General features: G+C 73.1%; 17 protein-coding genes and 1 tRNA gene. 11 read left to right on the forward strand and 7 right to left on the reverse strand.

Annotation, left to right across the window (positions count from 1 at the left end; all coding sequences use genetic code 11):
- Window positions 1-146 precede the first annotated feature (146 nt).
- The 5 genes from BX285_RS02910 (at window position 147) to mscL (ending at window position 4819) form a co-directional block, all read left to right on the forward strand.
- Window positions 147-1631 carry a potassium/proton antiporter gene (locus tag BX285_RS02910; RefSeq protein ID WP_097236527.1) on the forward strand — a complete coding sequence of 495 codons (1485 nt, stop codon included), beginning with the start codon at window positions 147-149 and terminating at the stop codon, window positions 1629-1631.
- 353 nt (window positions 1632-1984) lie between these two features.
- Window positions 1985-3343, forward strand: a complete 1359-nt coding sequence (locus BX285_RS02915; RefSeq protein ID WP_398899487.1) for an MFS transporter — start codon at window positions 1985-1987, stop codon at window positions 3341-3343.
- A 160-nt stretch (window positions 3344-3503) separates the two neighbouring features.
- Window positions 3504-3809 (forward strand): FmdB family zinc ribbon protein, encoded by a 306-nt coding sequence (locus BX285_RS02920; RefSeq protein WP_097236528.1) that lies wholly within the window; start codon window positions 3504-3506, stop codon window positions 3807-3809.
- 287 nt (window positions 3810-4096) lie between these two features.
- Window positions 4097-4369 (forward strand): hypothetical protein, encoded by a 273-nt coding sequence (locus tag BX285_RS02925; protein WP_121174386.1) that lies wholly within the window; start codon window positions 4097-4099, stop codon window positions 4367-4369.
- Window positions 4370-4399: 30 nt separating this feature from the next.
- Window positions 4400-4819 (forward strand): large conductance mechanosensitive channel protein MscL, encoded by a 420-nt coding sequence (mscL, locus tag BX285_RS02930; protein ID WP_121174387.1) that lies wholly within the window; start codon window positions 4400-4402, stop codon window positions 4817-4819.
- Between the two features lie 51 nt (window positions 4820-4870).
- On the opposite strand, the gene BX285_RS02935 is transcribed toward mscL, so the two are convergent.
- Both BX285_RS02935 and BX285_RS02940 read right to left on the reverse strand, forming a co-directional pair.
- Window positions 4871-5092 (reverse strand): hypothetical protein, encoded by a 222-nt coding sequence (locus tag BX285_RS02935; protein ID WP_257032444.1) that lies wholly within the window; start codon window positions 5090-5092, stop codon window positions 4871-4873.
- Window positions 5093-5281: 189 nt separating this feature from the next.
- A complete protein-coding gene (locus BX285_RS02940; RefSeq protein WP_121174388.1) occupies window positions 5282-6253 on the reverse strand; it encodes a sigma-70 family RNA polymerase sigma factor in 972 nt (323 codons plus the stop codon).
- 421 nt (window positions 6254-6674) lie between these two features.
- Between BX285_RS02940 and BX285_RS02945 the strand changes: the two genes are divergently transcribed.
- Together BX285_RS02945 and BX285_RS02950 are read left to right on the forward strand one after the other, a co-directional pair.
- A complete protein-coding gene (locus tag BX285_RS02945; RefSeq protein ID WP_121174389.1) occupies window positions 6675-7529 on the forward strand; it encodes a phosphatase PAP2 family protein in 855 nt (284 codons plus the stop codon).
- Between the two features lie 71 nt (window positions 7530-7600).
- Window positions 7601-8476, forward strand: a complete 876-nt coding sequence (locus BX285_RS02950; RefSeq protein ID WP_121174390.1) for a carbon-nitrogen hydrolase family protein — start codon at window positions 7601-7603, stop codon at window positions 8474-8476.
- 37 nt (window positions 8477-8513) lie between these two features.
- Here the strand turns inward: BX285_RS02950 and BX285_RS02955 are convergent, their stop codons facing one another.
- Together BX285_RS02955 and BX285_RS02960 are read right to left on the reverse strand one after the other, a co-directional pair.
- A complete protein-coding gene (locus tag BX285_RS02955) occupies window positions 8514-11012 on the reverse strand; it encodes an FtsX-like permease family protein (protein WP_121174391.1) in 2499 nt (832 codons plus the stop codon).
- Window positions 11013-11275: 263 nt separating this feature from the next.
- Window positions 11276-11348: transfer RNA gene (locus BX285_RS02960), tRNA-Arg, on the reverse strand.
- Window positions 11349-11554: 206 nt separating this feature from the next.
- Between BX285_RS02960 and BX285_RS02965 the strand changes: the two genes are divergently transcribed.
- Entirely contained in the window at window positions 11555-13090 is a 1536-nt protein-coding gene (locus tag BX285_RS02965) for a glycosyltransferase family 39 protein (protein WP_121174392.1), read from the forward strand.
- Window positions 13091-13216: 126 nt separating this feature from the next.
- Here BX285_RS02965 and BX285_RS02970 read toward each other — a convergent pair whose 3' ends face one another.
- Window positions 13217-15160 carry a D-alanyl-D-alanine carboxypeptidase gene (locus BX285_RS02970; RefSeq protein ID WP_398900897.1) on the reverse strand — a complete coding sequence of 648 codons (1944 nt, stop codon included), beginning with the start codon at window positions 15158-15160 and terminating at the stop codon, window positions 13217-13219.
- Between the two features lie 610 nt (window positions 15161-15770).
- Here BX285_RS02970 and BX285_RS02975 point away from each other — a divergent pair.
- The 3 genes from BX285_RS02975 (at window position 15771) to BX285_RS02985 (ending at window position 18192) form a co-directional block, all read left to right on the forward strand.
- The gene (locus BX285_RS02975) at window positions 15771-16511 is read left to right on the forward strand and encodes a GPP34 family phosphoprotein (RefSeq protein WP_097236537.1); all 741 of its coding nucleotides are present in this window, start codon (window positions 15771-15773) and stop codon (window positions 16509-16511) included.
- 608 nt (window positions 16512-17119) lie between these two features.
- Window positions 17120-17986, forward strand: a complete 867-nt coding sequence (locus tag BX285_RS02980; RefSeq protein ID WP_097236538.1) for a helix-turn-helix transcriptional regulator — start codon at window positions 17120-17122, stop codon at window positions 17984-17986.
- Window positions 17983-18192 (forward strand): DUF397 domain-containing protein, encoded by a 210-nt coding sequence (locus BX285_RS02985; protein WP_121174394.1) that lies wholly within the window; start codon window positions 17983-17985, stop codon window positions 18190-18192. Before BX285_RS02980 ends, BX285_RS02985 begins: the two co-directional genes overlap by 4 nt.
- Before the next feature lie 130 nt (window positions 18193-18322).
- On the opposite strand, the gene BX285_RS02990 is transcribed toward BX285_RS02985, so the two are convergent.
- Window positions 18323-19438, reverse strand: coding sequence for an ADP-ribosylglycohydrolase family protein (locus BX285_RS02990; protein WP_097236540.1), 1116 nt, complete (start codon window positions 19436-19438; stop codon window positions 18323-18325).
- 174 nt (window positions 19439-19612) lie between these two features.
- Entirely contained in the window at window positions 19613-22219 is a 2607-nt protein-coding gene (locus tag BX285_RS02995) for a bifunctional FO biosynthesis protein CofGH (protein ID WP_259470417.1), read from the reverse strand.
- Window positions 22220-22354: the final 135 nt, after the last annotated feature.

Consider the following 22354-nt stretch of genomic DNA (forward strand, 5'->3'; position numbering starts at 1 on the left):
CCGTGAACGGGGGACCAAGCTAAAGATATGGCAAAATGTTAGACTGAGTAACGATCCGCAAGAGGAGCATTGACGCCTCCTTAACGGGTCGGCCCCCAGCACCACCAGACACCCCGTCCGCCCCTGCCTGCCCGAGGTGCCCCTGCGTGAACGTCTCCCATCTGAACCAGCTCCTCCTCGAAGCCTCCGTGATCCTGCTCTTCGCGGTGGTCGCCGTACGGATCTCCACCCGGTCAGGGCTGCCCAGCCTGCTGATCTACCTGGGGATCGGCGTGGCGCTGGGGCAGAACGGGATCGGCGTCACCTTCAACAACGCCGAGCTGACCCAGGTGATCGGCTACGCGGCGCTCGTGGTGATCCTGGCCGAGGGCGGCCTCAAGACCAGCTGGCGGGAGATCAAGCCGGTGATGCCGGCGGCCACCGTGCTCGCCACCGTCGGCGTCGGAGTCAGCGTGTTCGCCACCGCGGCCGGCGCGCACTGGCTGGTCGGCCTGGACTGGCGCACCTCACTGCTGCTCGGCGCGATAGTTTCCTCGACCGACGCGGCGGCCGTCTTCTCGGTGCTGCGGATGGTCCCGCTGCCCCACCGGCTGACCGGCCTGCTGGAGGCCGAGTCCGGCTTCAACGACGCGCCCGTCGTCATCCTGGTCGTCGCCTTCGCCACCGCCGGCGAGCTGGACCCCTGGTACGTCATGATCGGCACGATCCTCGCCGAACTGGCGATCGGCGCCGCGGTCGGCTTCGCCGTCGGCAAGCTCGGTGCCTTCGGGATCAAGCACGTCGCACTGCCCTCCTCGGGCCTCTACCCGATCGCCGTGATGGCGCTCACCGTGCTCGCGTACGCGGGCGGCGCGCTGCTGCACGGCTCCGGCTTCCTCGCCGTCTACATCAGCGCGGTGATCCTCGGGAACTCCAAGCTGCCGCACGGGCCCGCCGTCCGCGGCTTCGCCGACGGGCTGGCGTGGATCGGCCAGATCGGTATGTTCGTCCTGCTCGGCCTGCTCTGCACGCCCGCGACCATGGGCTCCTCGGTGGTGCCCGCGCTGGTGATCGGCGGCGTGCTGGTCTTCCTGGCCCGGCCGCTGTCGGTGGTGCTCTCGCTGACCCCGTTCAAGGTGCCCGCCCGCGAACAGGCCCTGCTGAGCTGGGCCGGGCTGCGCGGGGCGGTGCCCATCGTGCTGGCCACCATCCCGGTGGTGTCCGGCGCCCACGAGGCCGAGGACGTCTTCAACATCGTCTTCATCCTGGTCGTCGTCTTCACCCTGCTCCAGGGGCCGACCCTGCCGTGGGTGGCCAAGCGGCTGCGGATCGGCGAGGGCGCGATGGGCCAGGACCTCGGCATCGAGTCCGCCCCGCTGGAGAAGCTGCACGGACACCTGCTCTCGGTCGCGCTCTCCCCCACCTCCCGGATGTCCGGCGTGGAGATCAGCGAGCTGCGGCTGCCCAAGGGCGCGGCCGTCACCCTGGTCGTGCGCGAGGGCAACTCCTTCGTGCCGGACAAGGCGACGGTGCTGCGGGCCGGGGACGAGCTGCTGGTGGTCACCACGGACGAGGTCGGCGAGGCGGCGGAGCGGCGGCTGCGGGCCGTGGACCGGGGCGGCAAGCTCGCGGGGTGGCTCGACGGGCGGTGAGGCGGGGGGCCTGTGGGGCCGTGGGGCTCGCGAGCTCTGTAAAGGCTCGTGGGGCCTGCGAGGCTCGTGGGGCTTGCGAGGCTAGTAGGGCCTGCGAACAAGGGGTGGGTTGGCGGGATCTACGCGCGTAACTGTATGCTGATAGGACCACGCCGCATAACCATCGCTAGACCACCCCAGCATCTGCCTGACGCAGAGTTGGCGCGACCGCTCGGCGGCCGCGGTCCGGCCCCCGGCAACCACGCCGGGCCGACCCGGTATCTACCCCGGTCGACGCGCGAGAGGACGACTCTCGGCGCCGTCGGGGCCACCCCATGCCCTGCCGCGCTACCAGGCAGCAGGAAGGACCGACCGTGACGGCCCGCCGAACGGTCGCTACCTCCGCGGACACCGCGGACACCACCGCAGCCCAGGCCCCCGCCCGCGTCGGGTACGGCGAACTGCTGCGCACCCCCGGGGCCTGGACCTTCCTGTCCCCCGCGCTCGTCGCCCGACTGCCGTACGCGATGCTCAGCATGGGCATCCTGCTGCTCGTCACCCAGACCCACGGCTCGTACGGCACCGCCGGTACGGTCACCGCCGTCGCCGCCGTCTCCCAGGCCCTGATCGGGCCGCAGACCGGACGGCTCGCCGACCGCTACGGTCAGGCCGCGGTGCTCGTCCCGACCGTCCTGGTGCACGCCGCCTCGGTCGGCGCGCTGATCGTGCTGGCGCTCGGCCACGCGCCGGCCTGGAGCCTGTTCCTGGCCGCCGTCCCGGCCGGTGCGAGCGTGCCGCAGATCGGCGCGATGGTCCGGGCCCGTTGGGTGGCCCGGTTCACCGCGGACGGCCCGACCGAGAGCTCCGCGGCCCGGGTGAGCACCGCCTTCGCCTTCGAGTCCGTGACGGACGAGTTCACCTTCGTGATCGGCCCGATCCTGGCCTCCGGCATCGCCGCCCTCGCCAACCCGGCGGCCGCCCTGGTCGCCGAGGCCGCGCTGACCCTCGTCGGCGGCCTGGCCTTCGCCGCCCAGCGGCGCACCGCCCCCGCCCGGATCCTGCCGCAGCCCGGCACCAAGCGCGCCTCGGCGCTCGCCTCCCCCGGCGTCCGGCTGCTGGCCGGGACCTTCCTCGGCGTCGGCGCGGTCTTCGGCGGCATGCAGGTCTCGGTGAACGCCTTCGCCGACTCGGTCGGACAGCACGACGCGGGCGGCACCGTGTACGGGATCTTCGCGGGCGGCTCGATGCTGGCCGGCGTGCTGTACGGCGTGATCGCCTGGCGGCGGCCCGTGCAGCAGCGGATGCTGATGAGCTACACGCTGCTGGTGCTCGGCTGCTCGACGTTGTGGGCGATGCCCAACCTGGTCGCGCTCACCGTCGCCGGCCTGGTCTGCGGCCTGGCCATCGCGCCGACCCTGATCAGCGGCTACACCCTGGTCGAGACGCTGGTCGCGGACGGCGCCAAGACCGAGGCCTTCACCTGGCTGACCGGCGCCATCGGGCTGGGGCTGGCGGTCGGCTCGATGGCGGCGGGCAAGCTCATCGACGGGCACGGGCCGTCGACCGGGTTCCTGGTACCGCTGATCGGCGCCGGCCTGGGGCTGGTCGTGCTGGCCTCGCTGCGGCACCTGCTGGTGGCCCGGGGAGCGGCCAAGGATTCCGTCCCGGACTCCGCCGCCGGCGCTGCCGACGGTTTCGTGGAGCGCGAGCTGGTGGGCGCGGCCAAGGGCTGAGCGGGCGGCGTTCCGACGGGCGGGCCCGGGCCGGGCTCGGGCCGGGCTTGGGCCGAAGCGGGGCCGATGTCACACCGGAGTCGCTGGACTGATCCAGCGGAATGCCGCATCATTGACCATCGTTAGCACTCATCAGGCGAGAGTGCCAGGAGGAAGACAAGTGCCCACGTACCAGTACCAGTGCACCGAGTGCGGCAACGGCCTGGAGGCGGTGCAGAAGTTCACCGACGAGGCGCTGACCACGTGCCCCGACTGCCAGGGACGGCTTCGCAAGGTCTTCTCGGCCGTGGGTGTCGTGTTCAAGGGCTCCGGCTTCTACCGGACCGACAGCCGCTCCTCCTCCAGCAGCTCGGTGAGCTCCGGCTCGTCGTCGACCACCTCGACGTCGTCCGGCACGCCCGCCGCGTCCGGCTCCGCCGGCTCCGGCTCCTCGGCACCGTCCAGCCCGGCTCCGGCCGCGAGCTGACCCGGGCGCCGGATCCTCCCGGACGCCCGGCACGCAGACCTCGGCAAGGCCCGTCGGCCCCGCATCACGCGGGGCCGGCGGGCCTTTCCGCGTGCTCCAGGCCCGTTTCGGCGTCGTTGTCAGCTCGGGCAGGGTCGACTCACTCGTGTGAGTGTACGAATTTGTCCACAGGGGCGGAGTTATCCACAGGCTGGGGAAAGAGGCTTTCCGGCGTCGGCCGGAGCGTGCACGGTGGGGCCCAGCCGGTCCACCGGGGCCGGCCCGCCGACCGATCCGGAGGTGCGTCCATGACCACCGTGAGCTTCTCCGTCCCGCTGCCCGCCCCCACCGTGCCGCCCCGGCAGGAGGTGCCCAGCTTCCCGCCGATCCGGCGCGGCTGCGGCGGGTGGCACCGCTGGCGCAGCGCCGTCCGACGGCGTGCCGGGGTGCCCGTCCTGGTCCTGCTGGCGGTGGCGGCGGCGCTGGCGCTCGGGCCCGCGCGGGCCGGACTGCCGCCGCCCGTCGGGGGCGCGCTGGGCCGGACGGGTTGTCAATCCGGGACTGCGGAAGATCACCCGTAACCCGGTGGCGACTTCGTCGTTCGAGGCGGCATGAAGGGCTTCAAGGAATTCCTGCTGCGTGGAAATGTCGTCGAACTCGCCGTCGCCGTGGTCATCGGCGCGGCATTCACCAACCTCGTCAACACCTTCGTCAAGGGCGTGATCAATCCGATCGTCGGCGCCTTCGGGACGAAGGACCTGGCTTCCTACACTTCCTGCCTCAAGGGGCCCTGCGAGACGGGTCCGGCCGGTGAGGTCACGTCCGGAGTCCTCATCCTGTGGGGATCGGTGCTCAGCGCCGCCCTGCAGTTCCTGATCACCGCGCTGGTCGTCTACTTCGTTCTGATCGTGCCCATGAACAGGATGGCGGCCCGCCGCAAGTCCCTCGCTGAGGAGGCGGTGGAGGCCGAGGCCAAGGAGGTCAAACTGCTCACCGAGATCCGCGACGCACTGGTCGCGCCGCTGCGCTGACTGTCGCGGTCCGACTCCTGCCCCCGTTCGCTTCTCACTCCCGGTTCTCCCTCAGCCCCCGTGGTGCGGCGGGCGCTGGCTCAGGTACCAGTCCAGCCCCCGCCCACCGCCCGCCCCGGGGCCGTCGCCCCAGCCGGCGTCGGTGTCGTCCCCGGACTGCTGGTCCAGCGGATCCCGGAAGACCAGCCGGGCCTTGGCCGCGGGCTTCTTCTCCGAGGCCTGGTCCTGTTCCTGCCCCGGCTCGTCCTGCCCCTGCTCGCTCACCTTGTCCACTCCGTCCACTCCGTCCACTCCGTCCACTCGGTCTCGGTCCCGGTCCCGGTCCCGGTCCACCTCGTCCCGCCCCTCCAGCCTAAGAGTCCCGTGGCACGCCTCGGGCCCTGCTGCGGAGCGCTCCGCACCAGGGCCCGGGTGGGGCTCTGCAGCCAGTTCCGGTTCGCCGGAAGTTCGCCGACGGGCCGGTCAGGCGGCTTCGAAGCCCGCGTGGTCGGCGATCTTCTTCAGCTCGGCCAGCGCGTGCTTCTCGATCTGGCGGATCCGCTCGCGGGTGAGGCCGTGCTGCTTGCCCACCTCGGTGAGGGTGCGCTCGCGGCCGTCCTCCATGCCGTACCGGGAGCGGATGATCGAGGCCGTGCGGTCGTCCAACCGCCCGATCAGGTCGTCCAGTTCCTCACGGCGGAGCATCACCATCACGGCGTCCTCGGGGGACGTCGCCCCGGTGTCCTCGACCAGGTCCCCGAACTGCGTCTCGCCCTCGTCGTCCACCGACATGTTGAGGCTGACCGGATCCCGCGCCCAGTCCAGCACGTCCTTGATCCGGGCCTCGGTGGTGTCCAACTCGGCCGCGATCTCGGCCGGCTCGGCCTCGCGGCCCAGCTCCTTGGACTTCTCCCGCTGCACCCGCCGGATCCGCCCCAGCTCCTCCACCAGGTGCACGGGCAGCCGGATGGTGCGGGACTGGTCGGCGATGGACCGGGTGATCGCCTGCCGGATCCACCACGTCGCGTACGTGGAGAACTTGAAACCCTTGGCGTAGTCGAACTTCTCGACGGCGCGCACCAGGCCCGCGTTGCCCTCCTGGATGAGGTCCAGCAGTGGAAGGCCGCTGCGCGGGTAGCGGCGGGCGACGGCGACGACGAGACGGAGGTTGGAACGGATGAACACGTCCTTGGCGCGCTCGGCGTCGGCGGCTATCGCCTCCAGCTCCTCGCGCGTGCTGCCGTCGGGGAGTTCGCCCTCGTCCAGCAGGTGCTGGGCGTACACGCCGGCCTCGATCCGCAGCGAGAGCTCGACCTCCTCGGCGGCATCGAGCAGGGGCGTCCTGGCGATCTCGTCGAGGTACATGCCGACCAGGTCGCGGTCGGCCTCAAGGTTGGTCGGGCGGGCCGCGCGAGTCCGGTCGGCCCTGTCGCGAACGACGGCACGGGTGGCCATGCTTGCTCCCTTTGCTGGTGTTGCCGAGGTCTGCCTGCCTGCCATGAGGGCAAGAAGTGCGGGCCCTTGGGGCTCACACGTAACAATCCAACGAACAGAATCCGGACAACATTCCCAAGTCACTCCGATTCTTCCGCGCGATGCAGTATCCTGCCGGTTTTCACACCGACTTTGGACGCTCGGTGACCGCCCGGGCACGGTCCGCTTCCCGACACGACCGTTCGGGGAACGATTTCTTCACTCGACCCTCACGCGGAGGTCGCCCTTCCGTTGAACCCGCGAACGGCCGCACACGTTCCCGCACGCCCCCGCTTTCCGCCCGCGCAAACGCCCCGGCGCACGCAGGACCTCCCCACAAAAGATGCCAAATCGCTATCGGCCCAGCTCCTGATCGGTGCGGGACACTGGGAAGGTGTCAGCCATGCACCTGACCAACAGCACGACCTCCGTCACTGCGCGTTACCGCAGTCTCCTTCGGGACGCAGCGCTCGCGTTGGGCTGTGCCGCGCTGTTCGGCCTCCTGGCGGCCCTGGTGACGAGCCACTGGCAACCACTGGACCGCTTCGACCAGGAGTGGATCGGCGAACTGCACGACTACGCCCGGGAGCACCGGGCGTGGACCGCCGCCGTGCAGACGCTCTCCGACATCGGCGGCACCGTCACGATGCGTGCACTCCTGGGCGTCGCGGCCGTCTGGCTCTGGTTGATCGGCGCCCGCGTGCTGGCCGGCTGGGTGGCCGCCCAGACCCTGGTCGGCTGGGGCGCCCTGTGGGCACTGAAGGCGGCCTTCGACCGCGGACGGCCCGCCTTCACCGACCCGGTCTCGCACGCCGGCGGCCCGGCCTTTCCCTCCGGGCACGCCATGGCCTCGGCGATCACCTGCGCCGTCCTGGTCGGCCTGCTCTGGTACCGGGTCCACCGGCGCGGCCGGACCGCCGCCTGCGCGGTGGCGGCGGCGAGCGTGCTGACCATCGGCTGGACCCGGATCGCCCTCGGCGTGCACTGGCCCAGCGACGTGCTGGCCGGCTGGCTGGCCGCCGGATTCGTGCTGGGCACCGTCACCGCCGTGATCGAGCTCTGGCGCCCCGGCGCGCTGGCCCGGGACGTACGGCGGGTCAACTGGCGCACCAGACCGAGGGTTCAGCGGGTCATCGTGTCCTCCGCGCGGCCGCCCGTCCCCGCCGGCCTGCTGGACGAGGCCGATCTGGACGAGGCCGATCTTGACTACGCCACTCCGGACGAGGCAGCCGACCGGCCCGACGAGACCGTCCGCTGACCCCCCGGCCCTCCGCTGACCTCCGCTGGCGCCCGGTCACCGCTTCGGGGCCGTCCGCTAGCGTGACGGCCGTGTCCACTGACCCCGTTCTCGCCGCCGCCCCTGCCGGATACCCCGAGCGCCCGCTGCGGATCGCCACCGTCCAGGCCCAGGCCGTCGCCGGCGACATACCCGCCAACGCCGCCCAGGCCGCCGAGTTGATCCGCGAGGCGGCCGCGGCCGGCGCCCGCCTGGTGCTCTTCACGGAGAAGTTCCTCTCCGGCTACGAGCCCGAGCTGATCCGCACCGACCCGCTCAAGTACGCCGTCCAGCCCGGCGATCCGCGCCTCGCCCCGATCGCCGACGCCTGCCGTGAGACCGGCACCGCCGCCGTGGTCGGCGCCGCCGTCCAGGACGGTGCGGACCTGCGGGTCTCCGCGCTCGTCCTCGGCCCGGACGGCGGCTTCGTCGCCCGCTACGACAAGCAGCACCTCTTCAAGAGCGAACGCGACTACTACCGCCCCGGGACGGCCGGTTGCACCGTGGAGCTGGACGGCTGGCGGCTCGGCCTCGGCGTCTGCTACGACTCCGGCTTCCCCGAGCACGCCCGCGCCGCCGCCCTCGACGGCTGCCACGCCTACCTGGTCGGCGCCCTGTTCAGCGTGGGCCACGGCCACCACGAGTCCCGGACCTGGTTCCCCGCCCGCGCGCTCGACAACACCCTCTACACGGTGCTCGCCAACCACATCGGCCACACCGGCGGTTGGCACACCTGCGGCGGTAGCGCGGTCTGGGGCCCGGACGGCCGCCTGATCGCCGAGGCGAGCGAGGACCGGCGCGAGGTGATCGTCGTCGACCTCGACCCGACCGTCCTGCGCACCGCCCGCGAGACCGAGACCCTGCTCGCCGACCTCGCCCTTGCCGCCGCCCGCCCGGCCGAGCCGCGCGCGCAAGTCAAACTGGCCTGAACCCGGCCCGTACGGCCCGTACCGCCGCCACGGCCCGTCAGGTGGCCCGCATGGCCGCAACCGCGGTCATCCTGCCGACCCGGCGGGCCGGCAGGACGGCGGCGGCCAGGCCGGTCAGCACGGTCAGGGCCAGCGCCGCCAGCACCGGCAGGACCGGCGGGCCGCCCACCGTGCCGACCGTGGAGGTGACGGAGCGGGCGGCGGCCCAGCCGTAGCCGATGCCGAGGGCGGTGCCGACCAGGGCGGCGGCCAGCGAGAGCAGGACGGCCTCCAGGGTGAGCATCCGGCGCAGTTGGCGGCGTGACATCCCGATGGCGCGCAGCATGCCGATCTCGCGGGAGCGTTCGCTGATGCTGAGCATCAGGGTGGCCGCGACGCCGAGGCCGGCGATGGCGACGGAGAAGGACAGCAGGGCCATGCTGACGGTGGTCAGCCGGTCCAGCAGGGAGCGCAGGGTGTCGGCCTGCGCGGCGGTGTCGGTGACGGTCACCTGGGGGTGGTCGGCGAGGGCCCGGTCCAGGGCCCGGCGGGCGGTCGGGCGGTCCTCGCCGTCGGCCGGGGTGATCCACGCCGTGGTGACGGGCGCGCCGGGGGCGAGGCGGTCCAGGGTCGCGGGGGTCACCAGCAGGGTTGCGCCGCTCTGCAGGGTGAACGGCAGGCTGCTGTGCCCTGGTTCGAGCCGCAGCTCGATGCCGCCGGCGCTGCTGCCGGAGCCGCCGCTGCCGCCGACGCGGCGCGACCCTGACTCGCCGAGCCCGCTCAGCGCGGCGCCGTCGGCGAGGGTCCGGGCCCGGTCCAGGTCGTCCGTCGAGGGGTTGAGCCGGGCGGGGTCGGCGGCCGCGACCAGGGTGGGCCGGCCGTCCAGGTCGACGGTGGCGGACCGGACCGGGGTGACGGTCAGGCCGCGTTCGGCCGCGAGCGAGCCGATCGCCCCGGCGGGCAGTGCGCCGCCGCTGCCGGCGGCCGCCGAGAACACGCCGGGCTGACGCGCGGACACCGCCGGGACCAGCGAGCCGGAGGTGACCTCCAGCGCGGTGACCGCGCCGACCATGACGGTCACGCCGAGCAGCAGCGCCGCGCCGGTCGCCCCGGTGCGGCCGGGGTTGAGCCGCAGCTGCTGGGCGGCGAGTCGTGCGGCGGTGCCGCCGAGCCGCCGGGCGGGCCGGCCCAGCAGGCCGACGACCGCAGGCAGCACCCGGTCGGCGAGTCGCAGCACGCCGAAGAAGCTGGCGATCGCCCCGAGCGTGACCGCGAGCAGCGAGAGCGGCGGCGGCGCCAGGGCACCGGTCACCAGCAGTGTCGTCCCGGCGAGCAGCAGCCCGGAGATCCAGACCGCGGCCCGCACCCGGGCCGCACCGCCGGTCGGCGCGGGCGTGCCGCCGAGCGCGGCGACCGGCGGCACGGCAGCCGCGGCCTTCGCCGGTCCGCGGACGGCGAGCAGGGTGAGCAGGATGCCGAACAGCCCGGCCAGCGCGCAGGTGAGCGGCGCGGGCAGCAGGGAGAGGTGCACCGGCCCGAGGTCGAGCGTGCCGGCCACCGCCGTCCCGACCGCGCAGAGCAGGACCCCCAGCAGCACGCCCGCCGCCGAGGCGCCCGCTCCGAGCAGCAGCCCCTGGCGGCGGATCAGCCGCCGCAGCTGCTGCCGGTCGGCGCCCACGCAGCGCAGCAGGGCGAGCTGGCGGGTCCGCTGGGCCAGCATCACCGAGAAGGTGTTGCCGACGACCATCCGCGCCACGGCGAGCGCGATCAGTACGAAGGAGAGCGAGGCGATCAGCACGACCCCGTAGAGGGTGCCGCTCTGCCGGGTCGCCTCGCGGACCGAGGCCTCGCGGGTGTGCACCTCGGCGCCGCTGCCGAGCGCGGCCCGCAGGGCCTCGACGGCGCCGGTGCGAGAGGCGTCCGGGCCGAGCCGGACGTCGAGCCTGGCGGCGGTGACGCCGGTGGCGTACTGGGCGAGCGCGCCCGCCGGGACGCCGATGACCGGACGTCCGGCGAAGCTCGGCGCGCCCCGCCCGTCCAAGGTGCCGACCAGACGGGCGGTGCTCGCGGAGCCGTCGGCCCGGGCCAGCTGCACCTCGGTGCCGGGGGCGGCGTCGAGCCGGTGCGCGGTGTCGGTGTCCAGCAGCACCTCGCCGGGTCCGGCCGGCCAGCGGCCGTCCCGCAGCAGCTGCCAGCGCAGCGCCGGGTCCTCGGCGACGGCGCTGACCACGGCCGTCCGGTCGAGCGGACGGCCGTCGGCGGCCAGGACCGCACCAGTGCCGGTCAGCCGCGGCGCCACCGCCGCCACCCCGGCGGTCCCCCGCGCCCGCTCGACGGCGGCCGCATCCGGCGCACCGGCCGCGGCCGTTCCGGTCACCTGGATGTCGCCGGGGCCGACCTCGGCCGCCGCGGTCTGGCTGAAGGAGTCCACCAGCGCCCCGCTGCCGCTGACGGAGGCGATCAGGAAGGCCACCCCCAGTGCGATCGCGGCGCCGCTCAGGAGCAGTTGGCGCAGCTGCCCGCGCAGCTCGGCCACGGTGTATCGGTAGGTCGTCATCGTTCCCCGGCTCGTCCGCCCTGGTCGGGCACGACGCTCCGGCAGGGACTGCTCCGAGCCTAGGAACCACGGCCGTCCCGGCCGTCGGCACCAGGTCGCTTCCATGATCACTCCGTGGACGGACCACCGCCCCCGCCGCCTCCTCCCGGAGGGGTACGCCACCCCTGAGCACGCCCGCCCCGACTTTCCGCGGAGGCCGGCCCCGGAAACGGCCGCAGGCCCCCGCCCGGGTGGGGCGGGGGCCTGCGACCTGCGTGTTCTCGTGCCCCAGACAGGAATCGAACCTGCGACACCGGCTTTAGGAGAGCCGTGCTCTATCCCCTGAGCTACTGAGGCGTGGCCGGGCTGTGCCGAGGCCGTTCACAGCGTACCGGATCGGGCGTGGAGAGGGGGCTGGCGGACGGGGGTGCGGGTGCCGACGGGGTGTCAGGGCGGGTCAAGTAGCCTGCCGGGAAGTGCTCGGCCGTGTTCGGCCGCGCTCGCCCCGCCCTGGCCCGCCCCGGACCACCCTGGCACGCCGTGTGAAGGAGACGAAGGACCCGATGAGACCTGCGATACGCCCGGTCGTCCGGCTGTCGGGGCAGGTGTGGTGGTGGCCGGCGGTGGTGATGCTCGCGGTGGGCGGGTACCGGCTGGGGACACCGGACCTGTGGCGGGACGAGATAGCGACCTCGACGGTGGCCACCCGCTCGCTGGGCGACCTGCTGCGGCTGCTCCAGCACATCGACGCCAGCAACGGCGCCTACTACCTGCTGATGCACGCCTGGACGGCGGTGTTCGGCGACTCGACGGTGGCCCTGCGCGTCCCCTCCGTGCTGGCCATGGCGGGGGCCGCCGCGTTCGTGGCGCTGACCGCCCGGCGGCTGTTCGGCAGCCGGGTGGCGGCGGTCGGCGCGGGCCTGCTGTTCGCGGTGCCGCCGGAGGTCTCCCGGTACGCCCAGGAGGCCCGCTCGTACGCGCTGGTGACCTGCGCGATCGCGGGCGCCGGGTACTTCCTGCTGCGGGCGCTGGAGCGGCCGACCTGGCGCCGCTGGGCGCCGTACTGCGTGGCGATGACGCTGGCCGGCGCGGGGCACCTGATCTCCTTCAGCACGGTGGCCGGGCAGGTCGCCCTGGTGGCGCTGCACCTGTGGCGCACCCGGTCGGCGGCGGATCGGCGGCTGCTGTGGCAGTACCCGCTGGCGGTCGCGGTGGCGGCCCTGCCGGTGCTGCCGGTGATGCTGCTCGGCAGCCGGCAGTCGGACCGGCAGCTGGGCTGGATCCCCACCCCGTCCTTCCGCGGCCTCGTCTGGTTCGGCGAGCACCTGCTCGGCTCGGACCGGGTGTTCCACGCCTTCCTCCTGCTGGCGCTCCCGGCCCTGGTGCTGCCCGGCCGGCGGTTGCAGGCCTGGCAGGTGCTGCTGCTCGCCGAGCTGCCGGTGGTGGGCGTCTGGCTGGTGTCGCGGCTGACCGACACCTCGTACTTCATCGACCGGTACCTGCTGTTCACGGTACCGGCCTGGGCGGTGCTGGCCGGGGGCGGGGTCGGGGCGGCGTACGGCGCGGCCGCGACCTTGGCACGACGCGGCCTGGCGCCCCGCCGGGCCGGCGCGCTGGCCGGGCTGCTGGCGGCGGGCCTGCTCGCGGTGCCGGCCGTGGCGGCGCTGCCCAAGCAGCCCGCGGTGCGGTACGTCGGCTCGCACAACGGTTCGGAGGAGCCGTTCAAGGCGGCGGCCCGGACGATAGCGTCCGGCTACCGCTCCGGGGACGGCCTGGCGGCGCCGCTGGGCGACCAGTCCTGGGCGATGGCCTGGCCCGGCGTCAGCCACTACCTGCCGTCGGGCGTGCACCCGTACCCGGTGTTCGTCGCGCAGAGCGCCGACGACGCGGAGGACCTGTCGCCGACGCCCTGCCCGAAGCCGGAGGACTGCCTGGGCTCCGTGTCGCGGATCTGGCTGGTGGTCCTCGGGGACACCACCGACCCGCTGGCCGCCGTGCCCTCGGACCAGGCCCAGGTGCTCCGCACCCAGTACGGCGACCCGGACCAGGTGACGCCGCTCGGCGGGTTCACGGTCGCGCTGCTCGACCGCGATATGTAGGGGGGGCGTGGCGGCCTGGAGGGGCCGAACGCCGAAGGGGAGCCGGTGCGGACCGGCTCCCCTTCGGCGTTCGGCAATGGATCGGTTCAGCGGCTCGGCGGTGCACCGGGTCAGCTGCTCACCGGCTCACAGCATGCGCAGCAGCCGGGACTGGATGGACGCCGGCTTGAGGTCGGACTGGAGCGCCACCTTGACCTCCGACGTGTTCTCGCCGGTGCCGACGCGCAACACGCCGACCTCCTTGCCGGCCGGCTCGTCGTGGCCGATCTTCGCCGCGTCCAGGGTGATCGTGCCGGAGATGCCGGGGAAGCCCGCCACCACCAGGTCCTTGGTCGCGACGAGCGGGACCTTGGCTCCCAGCCCGTCGTCCACCGAGCCGACGACATCGCCCTTCTTGACCACGGTCTGACCGGTCACGCCGCTCTGCGCGGCCTGGATCTGCTTGCCGCTGACCCTCAGCACGGTCGCCAGGATGTCGTCGCCCTTGTTGGGCGACGCGGCCGGCTGGCCGAGGGTGACGCCGAGGATCAGCCGCCGCACACCGTCGATCTCCTTGTACGCGGCCCACATCAGGCAGCCGCCGGCCGGGGTGCTGGAGCCGGTCTTGACGCCGATGACGCCGGTCTTCGGGTTGATCAGGTTGTTGGTGTTGGAGATCTTCACGTTGTTGAAGTTGGTCTCCGGGGTGGAGACGATCTGCCGGAAGATCTCGTCCTGCATGACCTGCTCGGCCAGCTTCAGCTGGTCCTTGGCGGTGGACTTGGTGTCCGCGTTGTAGCCCGCCGGGTCGGCGTAGATGGTGTTGGTCATGCCGAACTTGGCCGCGGTGTCGTTCATCTGCTTGACGAACGCGTCCTCGGAGCCGGAGTGGAACCGGGCGAGCAGCCGGGCCACGTTGTTGGCCGAGGGCAGCATCAGCAGTTCCAGCGCCTGGTACTCGGTGATGACCTGACCCTCGGTGAGCGTCACCCGGGACTCGTCGAGGTTGCCGGACTCCTGGGCGGCCTGCTTGTCGACGGTGATCTTGGGGCCGCTCTCTCCCTTCTTCAGCGGGAACTTCTGCAGGATCAGGTAGGCGTTCATCACCTTGGTGACGCTGGCGATCGAGGCCGGCGCCTCCTGGCCCGAGCTGCCGAGGCTGCCGATGCCGACCACCTCGGCGGCGGACTGGCCCTTGGCCGGCCAGGCGAGGTCGAGCTGATCGCCGCCGAAGCTGTAGCTGGCCGTGGCGGTCATCTTCACCCTGGCGTCCGGCAGCGGGCGCAGCAGCTGGGCCACCACGACCGCACCGAGCACCAGGGCGAGGAAGACCGTCCAGATGGTCGCCCGCTTGAGGGCGCGGCGCAGCGGCGAGACCGGGCGGGAGTTGAGGGAGGCCAGGACCTCCATCGCCTCGGCCGTGTTCTCGGGCGAGGGCAACGGCTCCGGCGCCGGCTCCGGCATCGGCTCTGGCCGGGGCAGCGGCGGGGCCGGCGGCACCGGCCGCGGGTCCGGCTCGGGCAGCGGCTTCGGGCCGGGCGTCGGCGTGGGGAGGGGGCGGGGCTTCGGACGCGGTTCGGGCTCGGGCTCGGGGTCCGGGACGGGCTCGGGCTCGGGCAGCGGGCGCGGCGCTGGGGGCTCGGGCACCGAGCCGGCCGCCGGGGCGGCGGACTCGACGGCGTCGGCAGCGTCGGCGTCGGCCTCGGAGGCCTCGGAGGAGTCCTCGGCAGCGGCCTCGGCGGCCTTGCCGTCCTTACTGTTCTTCTTGTCCGCGCCGTCCCCGGCCTTTTCGGCCCTCTCGGCCTTCTCGGCCTTCTCCGGGGCGGTCTTCTCGGCCGGGGCGGTCTTCCCGGCGCGTTCGGTCTTCCCGGCGCCTTCGGGCTCTTCGACAGCCTTCGCCACCGCCGTCCGAATCGCGAGACGGGGGTCGGCGCCGGACGGGCGCTCGGCGGGCTCCTTCACCCCGTCGGTCACCGACGAGGCCTCCGCCTTCTTCCCCTCACCACCGGAACTCCCGTTACCGGCAGCCTTCAGCAGCTCCTCGGGCAGCCGCAGTGCGGTGGTCTTGTTGTCCACCGGGAGCCGCAGCATCGTCGTCTTGCTGTCCACATCCTGGACACGGAGCTGTACGGTCGAGCCGCCCTTGGCCGCCGCCGTCGGGGCGTCGGCGGACGCCTTCGCGGGCTTCTCGTCGGTGGTCTCCGCGGAGTCGTCCCGGGGGGTCTCGTCAGCCCTCTCGGCCTCAGCCCCGGTCTCGGCCGCGGTCTCGGCGTCGGCCGTCCCGGTGGCGGACGCGGCGGACGTGGCCGACTCGGCCGCAGCGGCGTCCGTGCCGGTCCGTTCGCGTTCCCGGTCCTGCTCCCGCTCGCCGTCCCTCAGCACCCTGTCGGGGGACTCGCCCACGTATCCCAGCCTCCTCAACGCCCGGCGGGGCACCGGCGAACCCGATTTCGGGAAGCCGACGCCCCGCCCCGTGTATCTGTACAGTTTCCGCCACCGACGGCCGATCCCATCGCGCACACCCCGCCCGACCGGCGCTTATTGCCGTCGCACGGACGCACTGCGGCCTGTTCACCGGTCAGACGCCGGGCCTGCGGCCGCCGGTTCCGCGCCTCCAGCGCAAGGTCACGATTCGGAGGCGTACTCGACAAGCCCGTGTGAGAGGCGTCACCCTGTCTCTCATCCACGCGGGGAGGCTTGGATGGGCAAGAGCCGCAGAACTGTTCCCGAGGAACTCTTGCTGCTCGCCTTGGACCCGACCACGGGTACCACGGCGCAGCCGCAGACCCTCGACCTCGGACTCGCCGGGGCGCAGCTCGTCGAGCTGTCCCTGGCCGGACGGATCGTACCGGAGGGAGACCGGATCGCCGTCGTACTGGCACGACCGACCGGTGACCCGACCCTCGACCACGCACTGGAACTGCTGCGCCGACGCGGCAGTCCGGTCCGCGCGGCGCACTGGATCGGCGGGCCCCGGCTGGGGCTGCGGCAGACGTACCTGGCGCACCTGGAGCGCTGCGGCATGGTCACGGCCGTGCCGGGCCAGGTGTGCGGGGTGCTGCCGACGATCCGGTACCAGGCGTCCGACGACTGCACCAACGCCGCGATCAAGCAACGGCTGGACGCCGCGATCCGCACCGGCGTGCCGCCGGACCCGCGGACGGCCGCGCTGGCGGCGCTCGCCCACTCGGTGGGGCTGGGCAAGCACCTGTACCCGGGCAACGAGGGCCGGTCCTCGCGGTCCCGGCTGCGCGACCTGATCCGGTACGACCCGCTCGGTGGGATGGTCGCGCACGCCGTGATGGATGTGCAGAACGGCCTGCCGGCACAGCAGAACCGTTCCGCCCAGGGCTCCGGGACCGCCACCGGCCGCTCCGGCAGCCGTACGGCGGGGCGCGGTTCGGGCGGGCGGGTCGCCGCCTCCCGGGTCGGCGTCCGATGACCGGAGCGGGCCCGACCGGAGCAGGCCCGACCGGAGGGGTCGGGGAGGGTCCGGCGCGGGGGCCGGGGCACGATACACCGCCCGACGCCCCTGACGGCCCGCCCGACGGCGCACACCGCCCCGCCCACGCCCCACGGGGGCGCTGAGCAACCCGACGCACCACCGGAGAGCACCGCCGGAAAGCACCACCCCGAACCGCCGGAACCACCCGAACCGCCAGAGGCACCAAGAGCACCGAGGGGCGGTCGCCCCGCGACGCAAGTCGCCCGGCGACCGCCCCTCTGCCGTCCCCGAAGCCCGCAGCAGCCCGCCCCCGCACATGCCAGGGGCAGCTGCGCGGGACTCTCGGGTACACCCGTCGCACTGTCAGTCCGAGTCACTGATCCAGTCACTGATCGAGTCACCGAGCCGCATTACCACCTGGGGTCTTTCGCTGTCTCGCGGAAGCACTTTTCCGATGATCTGTTCTACCGCGCTGCTGTGATTCCCCGGCGCCGACCTGGCCCAAGGTGACATGCTGCTCCGAGTCAGGGGGGTTGGTCCCAATGTCCGAAGTGTTCCGAGGGCTGCCGCTCCAACGAACACCAGAGGTCCGGCCGGAGGTCGAAGTGTCCGCCAACGTCAATCCCACCGTGCGTCGCCGACGCCTCGGGTCCGAGCTCCGCAAGCTCCGCGAGGGGCTCGGCATGACGGCGGAGGAGGTCGCCGGCCGGCTGATGGTCTCCCAGTCGAAGATCAGCCGGCTGGAGAACGGCCGCCGCAGCATCAGCCAGCGGGACGTGCGCGACCTCTGCGACGTGTACAACGTGGCCGACGACCAGATGCGCTCCAGCCTCATGGAGATGGCCAAGGAGTCGCGCCAGCGCGGCTGGTGGCACGACTTCAACGACATGCCGACCCCGTACAGCGTCTACATCGGGCTGGAGGCCGAGGCCTCCTCGATCCGCGCGTACGAGTCCTCCTTCGTCCCCGGCCTGCTGCAGACCGAGCAGTACGCCCAGGCCGTGGTCGAGGGCACCCAGCCGGACACCGACGCGGTCGCCGTTCAGCGCCGGGTGCAGGTCCGGATGAAGCGCCAGGAGCGCGTCCACGGCGAGAACCAGCTGGGCAGCCTGTGGACCGTCATAGACGAGGCGGTGCTGCGCCGCGAGGTCGGCAGCAAGGAGGTGATGGCCCGGCAGCTGCGGCAGATGCTGGAGCTGAGCCAGCGCCCCAACATCACCATCCAGGTGATCCCGTTCGCGCACGGCGCCCACCCCGGCATGACCGGGACATTCTCCCTGCTGGAGTTCCCGGAGTCAGCCGATTCCACGGTTGTCTACTTCGAAGGTGTGACGAGCGATCTCTACCTGGAGAAGGAGGCCGATGTGCGCCGCTATACCGGTCTCTACGACTACCTGAGAGCGGCCGCACTCGGTGTCGCGGAGAGCCGGTCGCTGATAGCCGACATCGAAAAGGAACTGCACGAAAAATGATCACCCCACCCGAGTACGGAACCCGTTGGCGGAAGAGCAGTCACAGCGGCGGCCAGGGCGCCTGTGTGGAGGTCGCCGTCCCCGGCACGGGGGTGGTGGCCGTCCGGGACTCCAAGGACCCTCACGGCCCACAGCTGTCCTTCTCGACCGAGGCCTGGAACGCCTTCGCCGCCGCCGCGGCCTCGGGCGCCTTCGGCAGCCCCTGAACCGACGCGAAGGTACCGTACTCGGGCCAGTTGCCCGTAGCGGTGCCCGTCGCCACCCCCGGCGACGGTCGACGCTACGGGCAACTGCCCTGTCGGGGGCCTGCTTCGGGGCCTGCTTCGGGGCCCTGCCTCAGCCGGTCACCGGGTAGCGGGCGGCCCAGGTGGCGCCCTCCGGGGTCCGCCGGTCGTGCAGCTCGCTGCCGTGCATCAGCTCCAGCACGAAGTCGTCGGCGAGTTCGAGGATCGCGGCGCGCCCCTCGACCCCGGCCACCAGGCCCGGCGGCAGCGCGGTGTCCCCGTGCAGCACCCCGAGCAGGTTGCCGCAGATCGCGCCGGTGGAGTCGCTGTCCCCGGAGTGGTTGACGGCGAGCAGCAGGCCCGAGCGGACGTCGTGGGCGACCAGCGCGCAGTAGACCGCGATCGCCAGCGCCTCCTCGGCGACCCAGCCCTCCCCCAGCGCCTCGACCCGGTCCGCGGACGGCTCACCGGCCCGAACGGCGTCCAGCGCGGCCCGCAGCGCGGCCGTGGTCTCCTCGTGCGCGTGCCGCTCGGAGAGCAGGGCGAGCGCCAGGTGGACGCCCTCCTCCAGGGTGCCGCCGCGGGCGACCGACTGGACGATCACCGCGAAGGCGCCCGCCGCCAGGTAGCCGGTGGGGTGGCCGTGGGTGAGCACCGAGCACTCCACCGCGAGCTGGAACACCAGGCCCGGCTCCCAGGTGGTGAGCAGCCCGAACGGGGCCGAGCGCACCACCGTGCCGCAGGCCTTGGAGTGCGGGTTCTTGGGCCGCTCCAGCGTGCCGAGCCGATCCGCGTCGGGCCCGGTGAGGCCGGACAGGCTGCCCTGGCCGGGGGCGCGCTGGGCGTACAGCCACTCCTCGCGGCCGAGCCAGCCGAGGTCCGGGCGGCGCTCGTCCGGGCCCCAGTCGCGCTGGGTGGCGGCCCAGCGCAGGTAGGCCAGGTGCAGGTCGGTGGGCGGGTGCCAGCTGCCGGTGTCGCGCCGGATGTGGGCGCGGATGAGCCCGTCGACGGTGAACAGGCTGAGCTGGGTGTCGTCGGTGACGGCGCCGGTACGCCCGTACGCAGGGACGTAGCCGGTGACGCCCTGCGGGCCGTGCTGCGCCCGGATCTTCTCCAGCGCCTCGAACTCGACGCCGGCGCCGAGCGCGTCGCCGATGGCCCCGCCGAGCAGGCAGCCCCGCACCCGGCTGCGGTAGTCCTGCTGCTGGGCGCGTGACCACAGTGGCATCACGACGGGGCGCCTTTCGTCGGGGTAGGGGGGCCGCGCGGCCCTCGGCCGGCGCGCGCCCTCGCACTGTATTCGAAGGTGTGAACGCGTCAACGCGCTCCCTTGAACTTCAGTGCCCCCTGCCCCTCCTTCTCCGTGCCCCTCCGTGCCCGTGGCCCCTCGGCCCTGGCGTCCTCAGTCCAGTACGGGCAGCAGCTCCGGCAGGTGTCCGTCCGAGGCCCGGGCGGCGGCCTGGCGCTCGGCCGGCACCTCGCCGTAGGTGGTGGTGCGCTGGCGGTGCGGGCGGCCCGCCAGCTCGGCGATCGCCTGCAGGTCGCGCACCGACTTGTAACTCCCGTACGCCGAACCGGCCATCCGCGAGATGGTCTCCTCCATCAGCGTGCCGCCCAGGTCGTTGGCGCCGGAGCGGAGCATCTCGGCCGCGCCCTCGGCGCCCAGCTTGACCCAGCTGGTCTGGATGTTGGGGATGTGCGGGTGCAGCAGCAGCCGGGCCATCGCCACCACCGCGCGGTTGTCCCGGGCGGTCGGGCCGGGCCGGGCGATGCCGGCCAGGTAGACCGGGGCGTTGGTGTGGACGAACGGCAGGGTCACGAACTCGGTGAAGCCGCCACTGCTGTCGGATCCGAGCGAGCGTTGCTGGATCTCCGCGAGCAACCGCAGGTGGCCGAGCCAGTGCTGCGGGGTGTCCACGTGCCCGTACATCATCGTGGACGAGGAGCGGATGCCCAGCTCGTGCGCGGTGCTGACCACCTCGACCCAGGTGGCGGCCGGTAGCTTGCCCTTGGTGAGCACCCATCGGACGTCGTCGTCCAGGATCTCGGCGGCGGTGCCCGGGATGGTGTCCAGGCCCGACTCCTTGGCCCGCTGCAGCCAGTCACGGATCGAGAGCCCGGTGCGGGTCGCGCCGTTGACCACCTCCATCGGCGAGAAGGCGTGCACGTGGATGCCGGGCACCCGCTCCTTCACCGCGCGGGCGATGTCGAAGTAGGCGGTGCCGGGCAGGTCCGGGTGGATGCCGCCCTGCATGCAGACCTCGGTGGCGCCCACCTCCCAGGCCTGCGCGGCCCGGTCGGCGACCTGCTCCAGCGACAGGGTGTAGGCGTCCGCGTCGGTGCGCCGCTGGGCGAAGGCGCAGAACCGGCAGCCGGTGTAGCAGACGTTGGTGAAGTTGATGTTCCGGGTGACGCAGTAGGTGACCTCGTCCCCGACGGCGTCGCGGCGCACCTCGTCGGCGATCCGGCAGAGCGCGTCCAGGGCCGGGCCGTCGGCGTGGAACAGGGCCAGTGCCTGGTCGTCGGTCAGCTGCGTCGGGTCGTCGGCGGCCACCGCCAGGGCTCCGCGCAGGTCCCCGGCAAGGCGCTCGGGGGCACCCTTGGCGAGCACCTGCTCGCGCAGCACCTCCCAGTCGCCGTACACGTCCTCGAAGTCGGCGCGGCGGTCGCCGGTACGGCCCTCGGTGTCGATGGTGGCGTGCAGGTCGGTGCGCCCGTACGACTCCGGCAGGTCCTCGGGCTCCTGCCAGGGCAGGCCCACGACCGGCGCGTCCGGATCGGCGAGCCCGGTGGCCGGGTCGGCCAGGGCGCGGACGTGCGGCAGCACCCGCGGGTCCAGCCAGGGCTCGCCGTGGCGCACGTACTCGGGGTAGACGGCCAGCCGCTCGCGCAGCTCGAAGCCGGCCGCCGCCGATTCCTCGGCCAGCCGGTCGAGCTGCGGCCAGGGGCGTTCCGGGTTGACGTGGTCCGGGGTGACCGGGGAGACGCCGCCCCAGTCGTCGATGCCGGCCGCGATCAGCCGTCCGTACTCGCCGTCCACCAGGTTCGGCGGGGCCTGCAGGCAGGCGGTCGGGCCCATCAGGTGCCGGGCCACCGCCACCGTGGCCACCAGCTCGTCCAGTTCGGCGTCCGGCATGCCGCGCATCGCCGTGTCCGGCTTGGCGCGGAAGTTCTGCAGGATCAGCTCCTGGATGCCGTGGTAGGCGCGGGAGACCTTGCGCAGCGCGAACAGCGACTCGGCGCGCTCCCGGTACGTCTCGCCGATGCCGATCAGCAGGCCGCTGGTGAAGGGGACGGAGCTGCGGCCCGCGTCCTCCAGCACCCGCAGCCGGACGGCCGGTTCCTTGTCCGGGGAGCCGTGGTGCGGGCCGCCGGGCTCGCTCCACAGCCGGGTGGCGGTGGTCTCCAGCATCATGCCCATCGAGGCGGAGACCGGCTTGAGCCGCTGGAAGTCCGTCCAGCTCAGCACCCCGGGGTTGAGGTGCGGCAGCAGGCCGGTCTCCTCCAGGATGCGGATGGACATCGCCCGGACGTAGGCGATGGTGTCGTCGTAGCCGTGTGCGTCCAGCCACTCGCGGGCCTCGGGCCACCGGTCCTCGGGCTTGTCCCCGAGCGTGATCAGGGCTTCCTTGCAGCCGAGTTCGGCCCCGCGCCGGGCGACCTCCAGCACCTCGTCCGGGGACATGTACAGCCCGTGGCCCGCGCGGCGCAGCTTGCCGGGGACGGTGGCGAAGGTGCAGTAGTGGCACTTGTCGCGGCACAGCCGGGTGAGCGGGATGAAGACGCTCTTGGAGTAGGTGATGACGCCGGGGCGGCCGGCCGCTTCGAGGCCGGCGTCGCGCAACCGGGCGGCGCTCGAACAGAGCTCGCGCAGGTCCTCGCCTCGGGCTTGCAGCAGTACGGCGGCCTCGGTCAGGTCGAGGGCGACGCCGTCCCGGGCGCGGCGCAGGGCGCGGCGCATCGCGTTCGCGGTCGGGGGGTTGCTTGCGTCCATGGCGGTTCCGTCCATGGCGCGACCCTACGCCAGCGGTCGTACGCCGGGAGGAGCAACCCTGAGGCCGTCTCAGGGTCGATGTACCCGAGAAGGCCAACCCGATCTGGCCCCACAGGGCGATGCCGGCGCGGGCATGACGGCCTCTAATGG

This window comes from Streptomyces sp. 1114.5, from assembly GCF_003635085.1.
Classification (GTDB): Bacteria; Actinomycetota; Actinomycetes; order Streptomycetales; family Streptomycetaceae; genus Kitasatospora.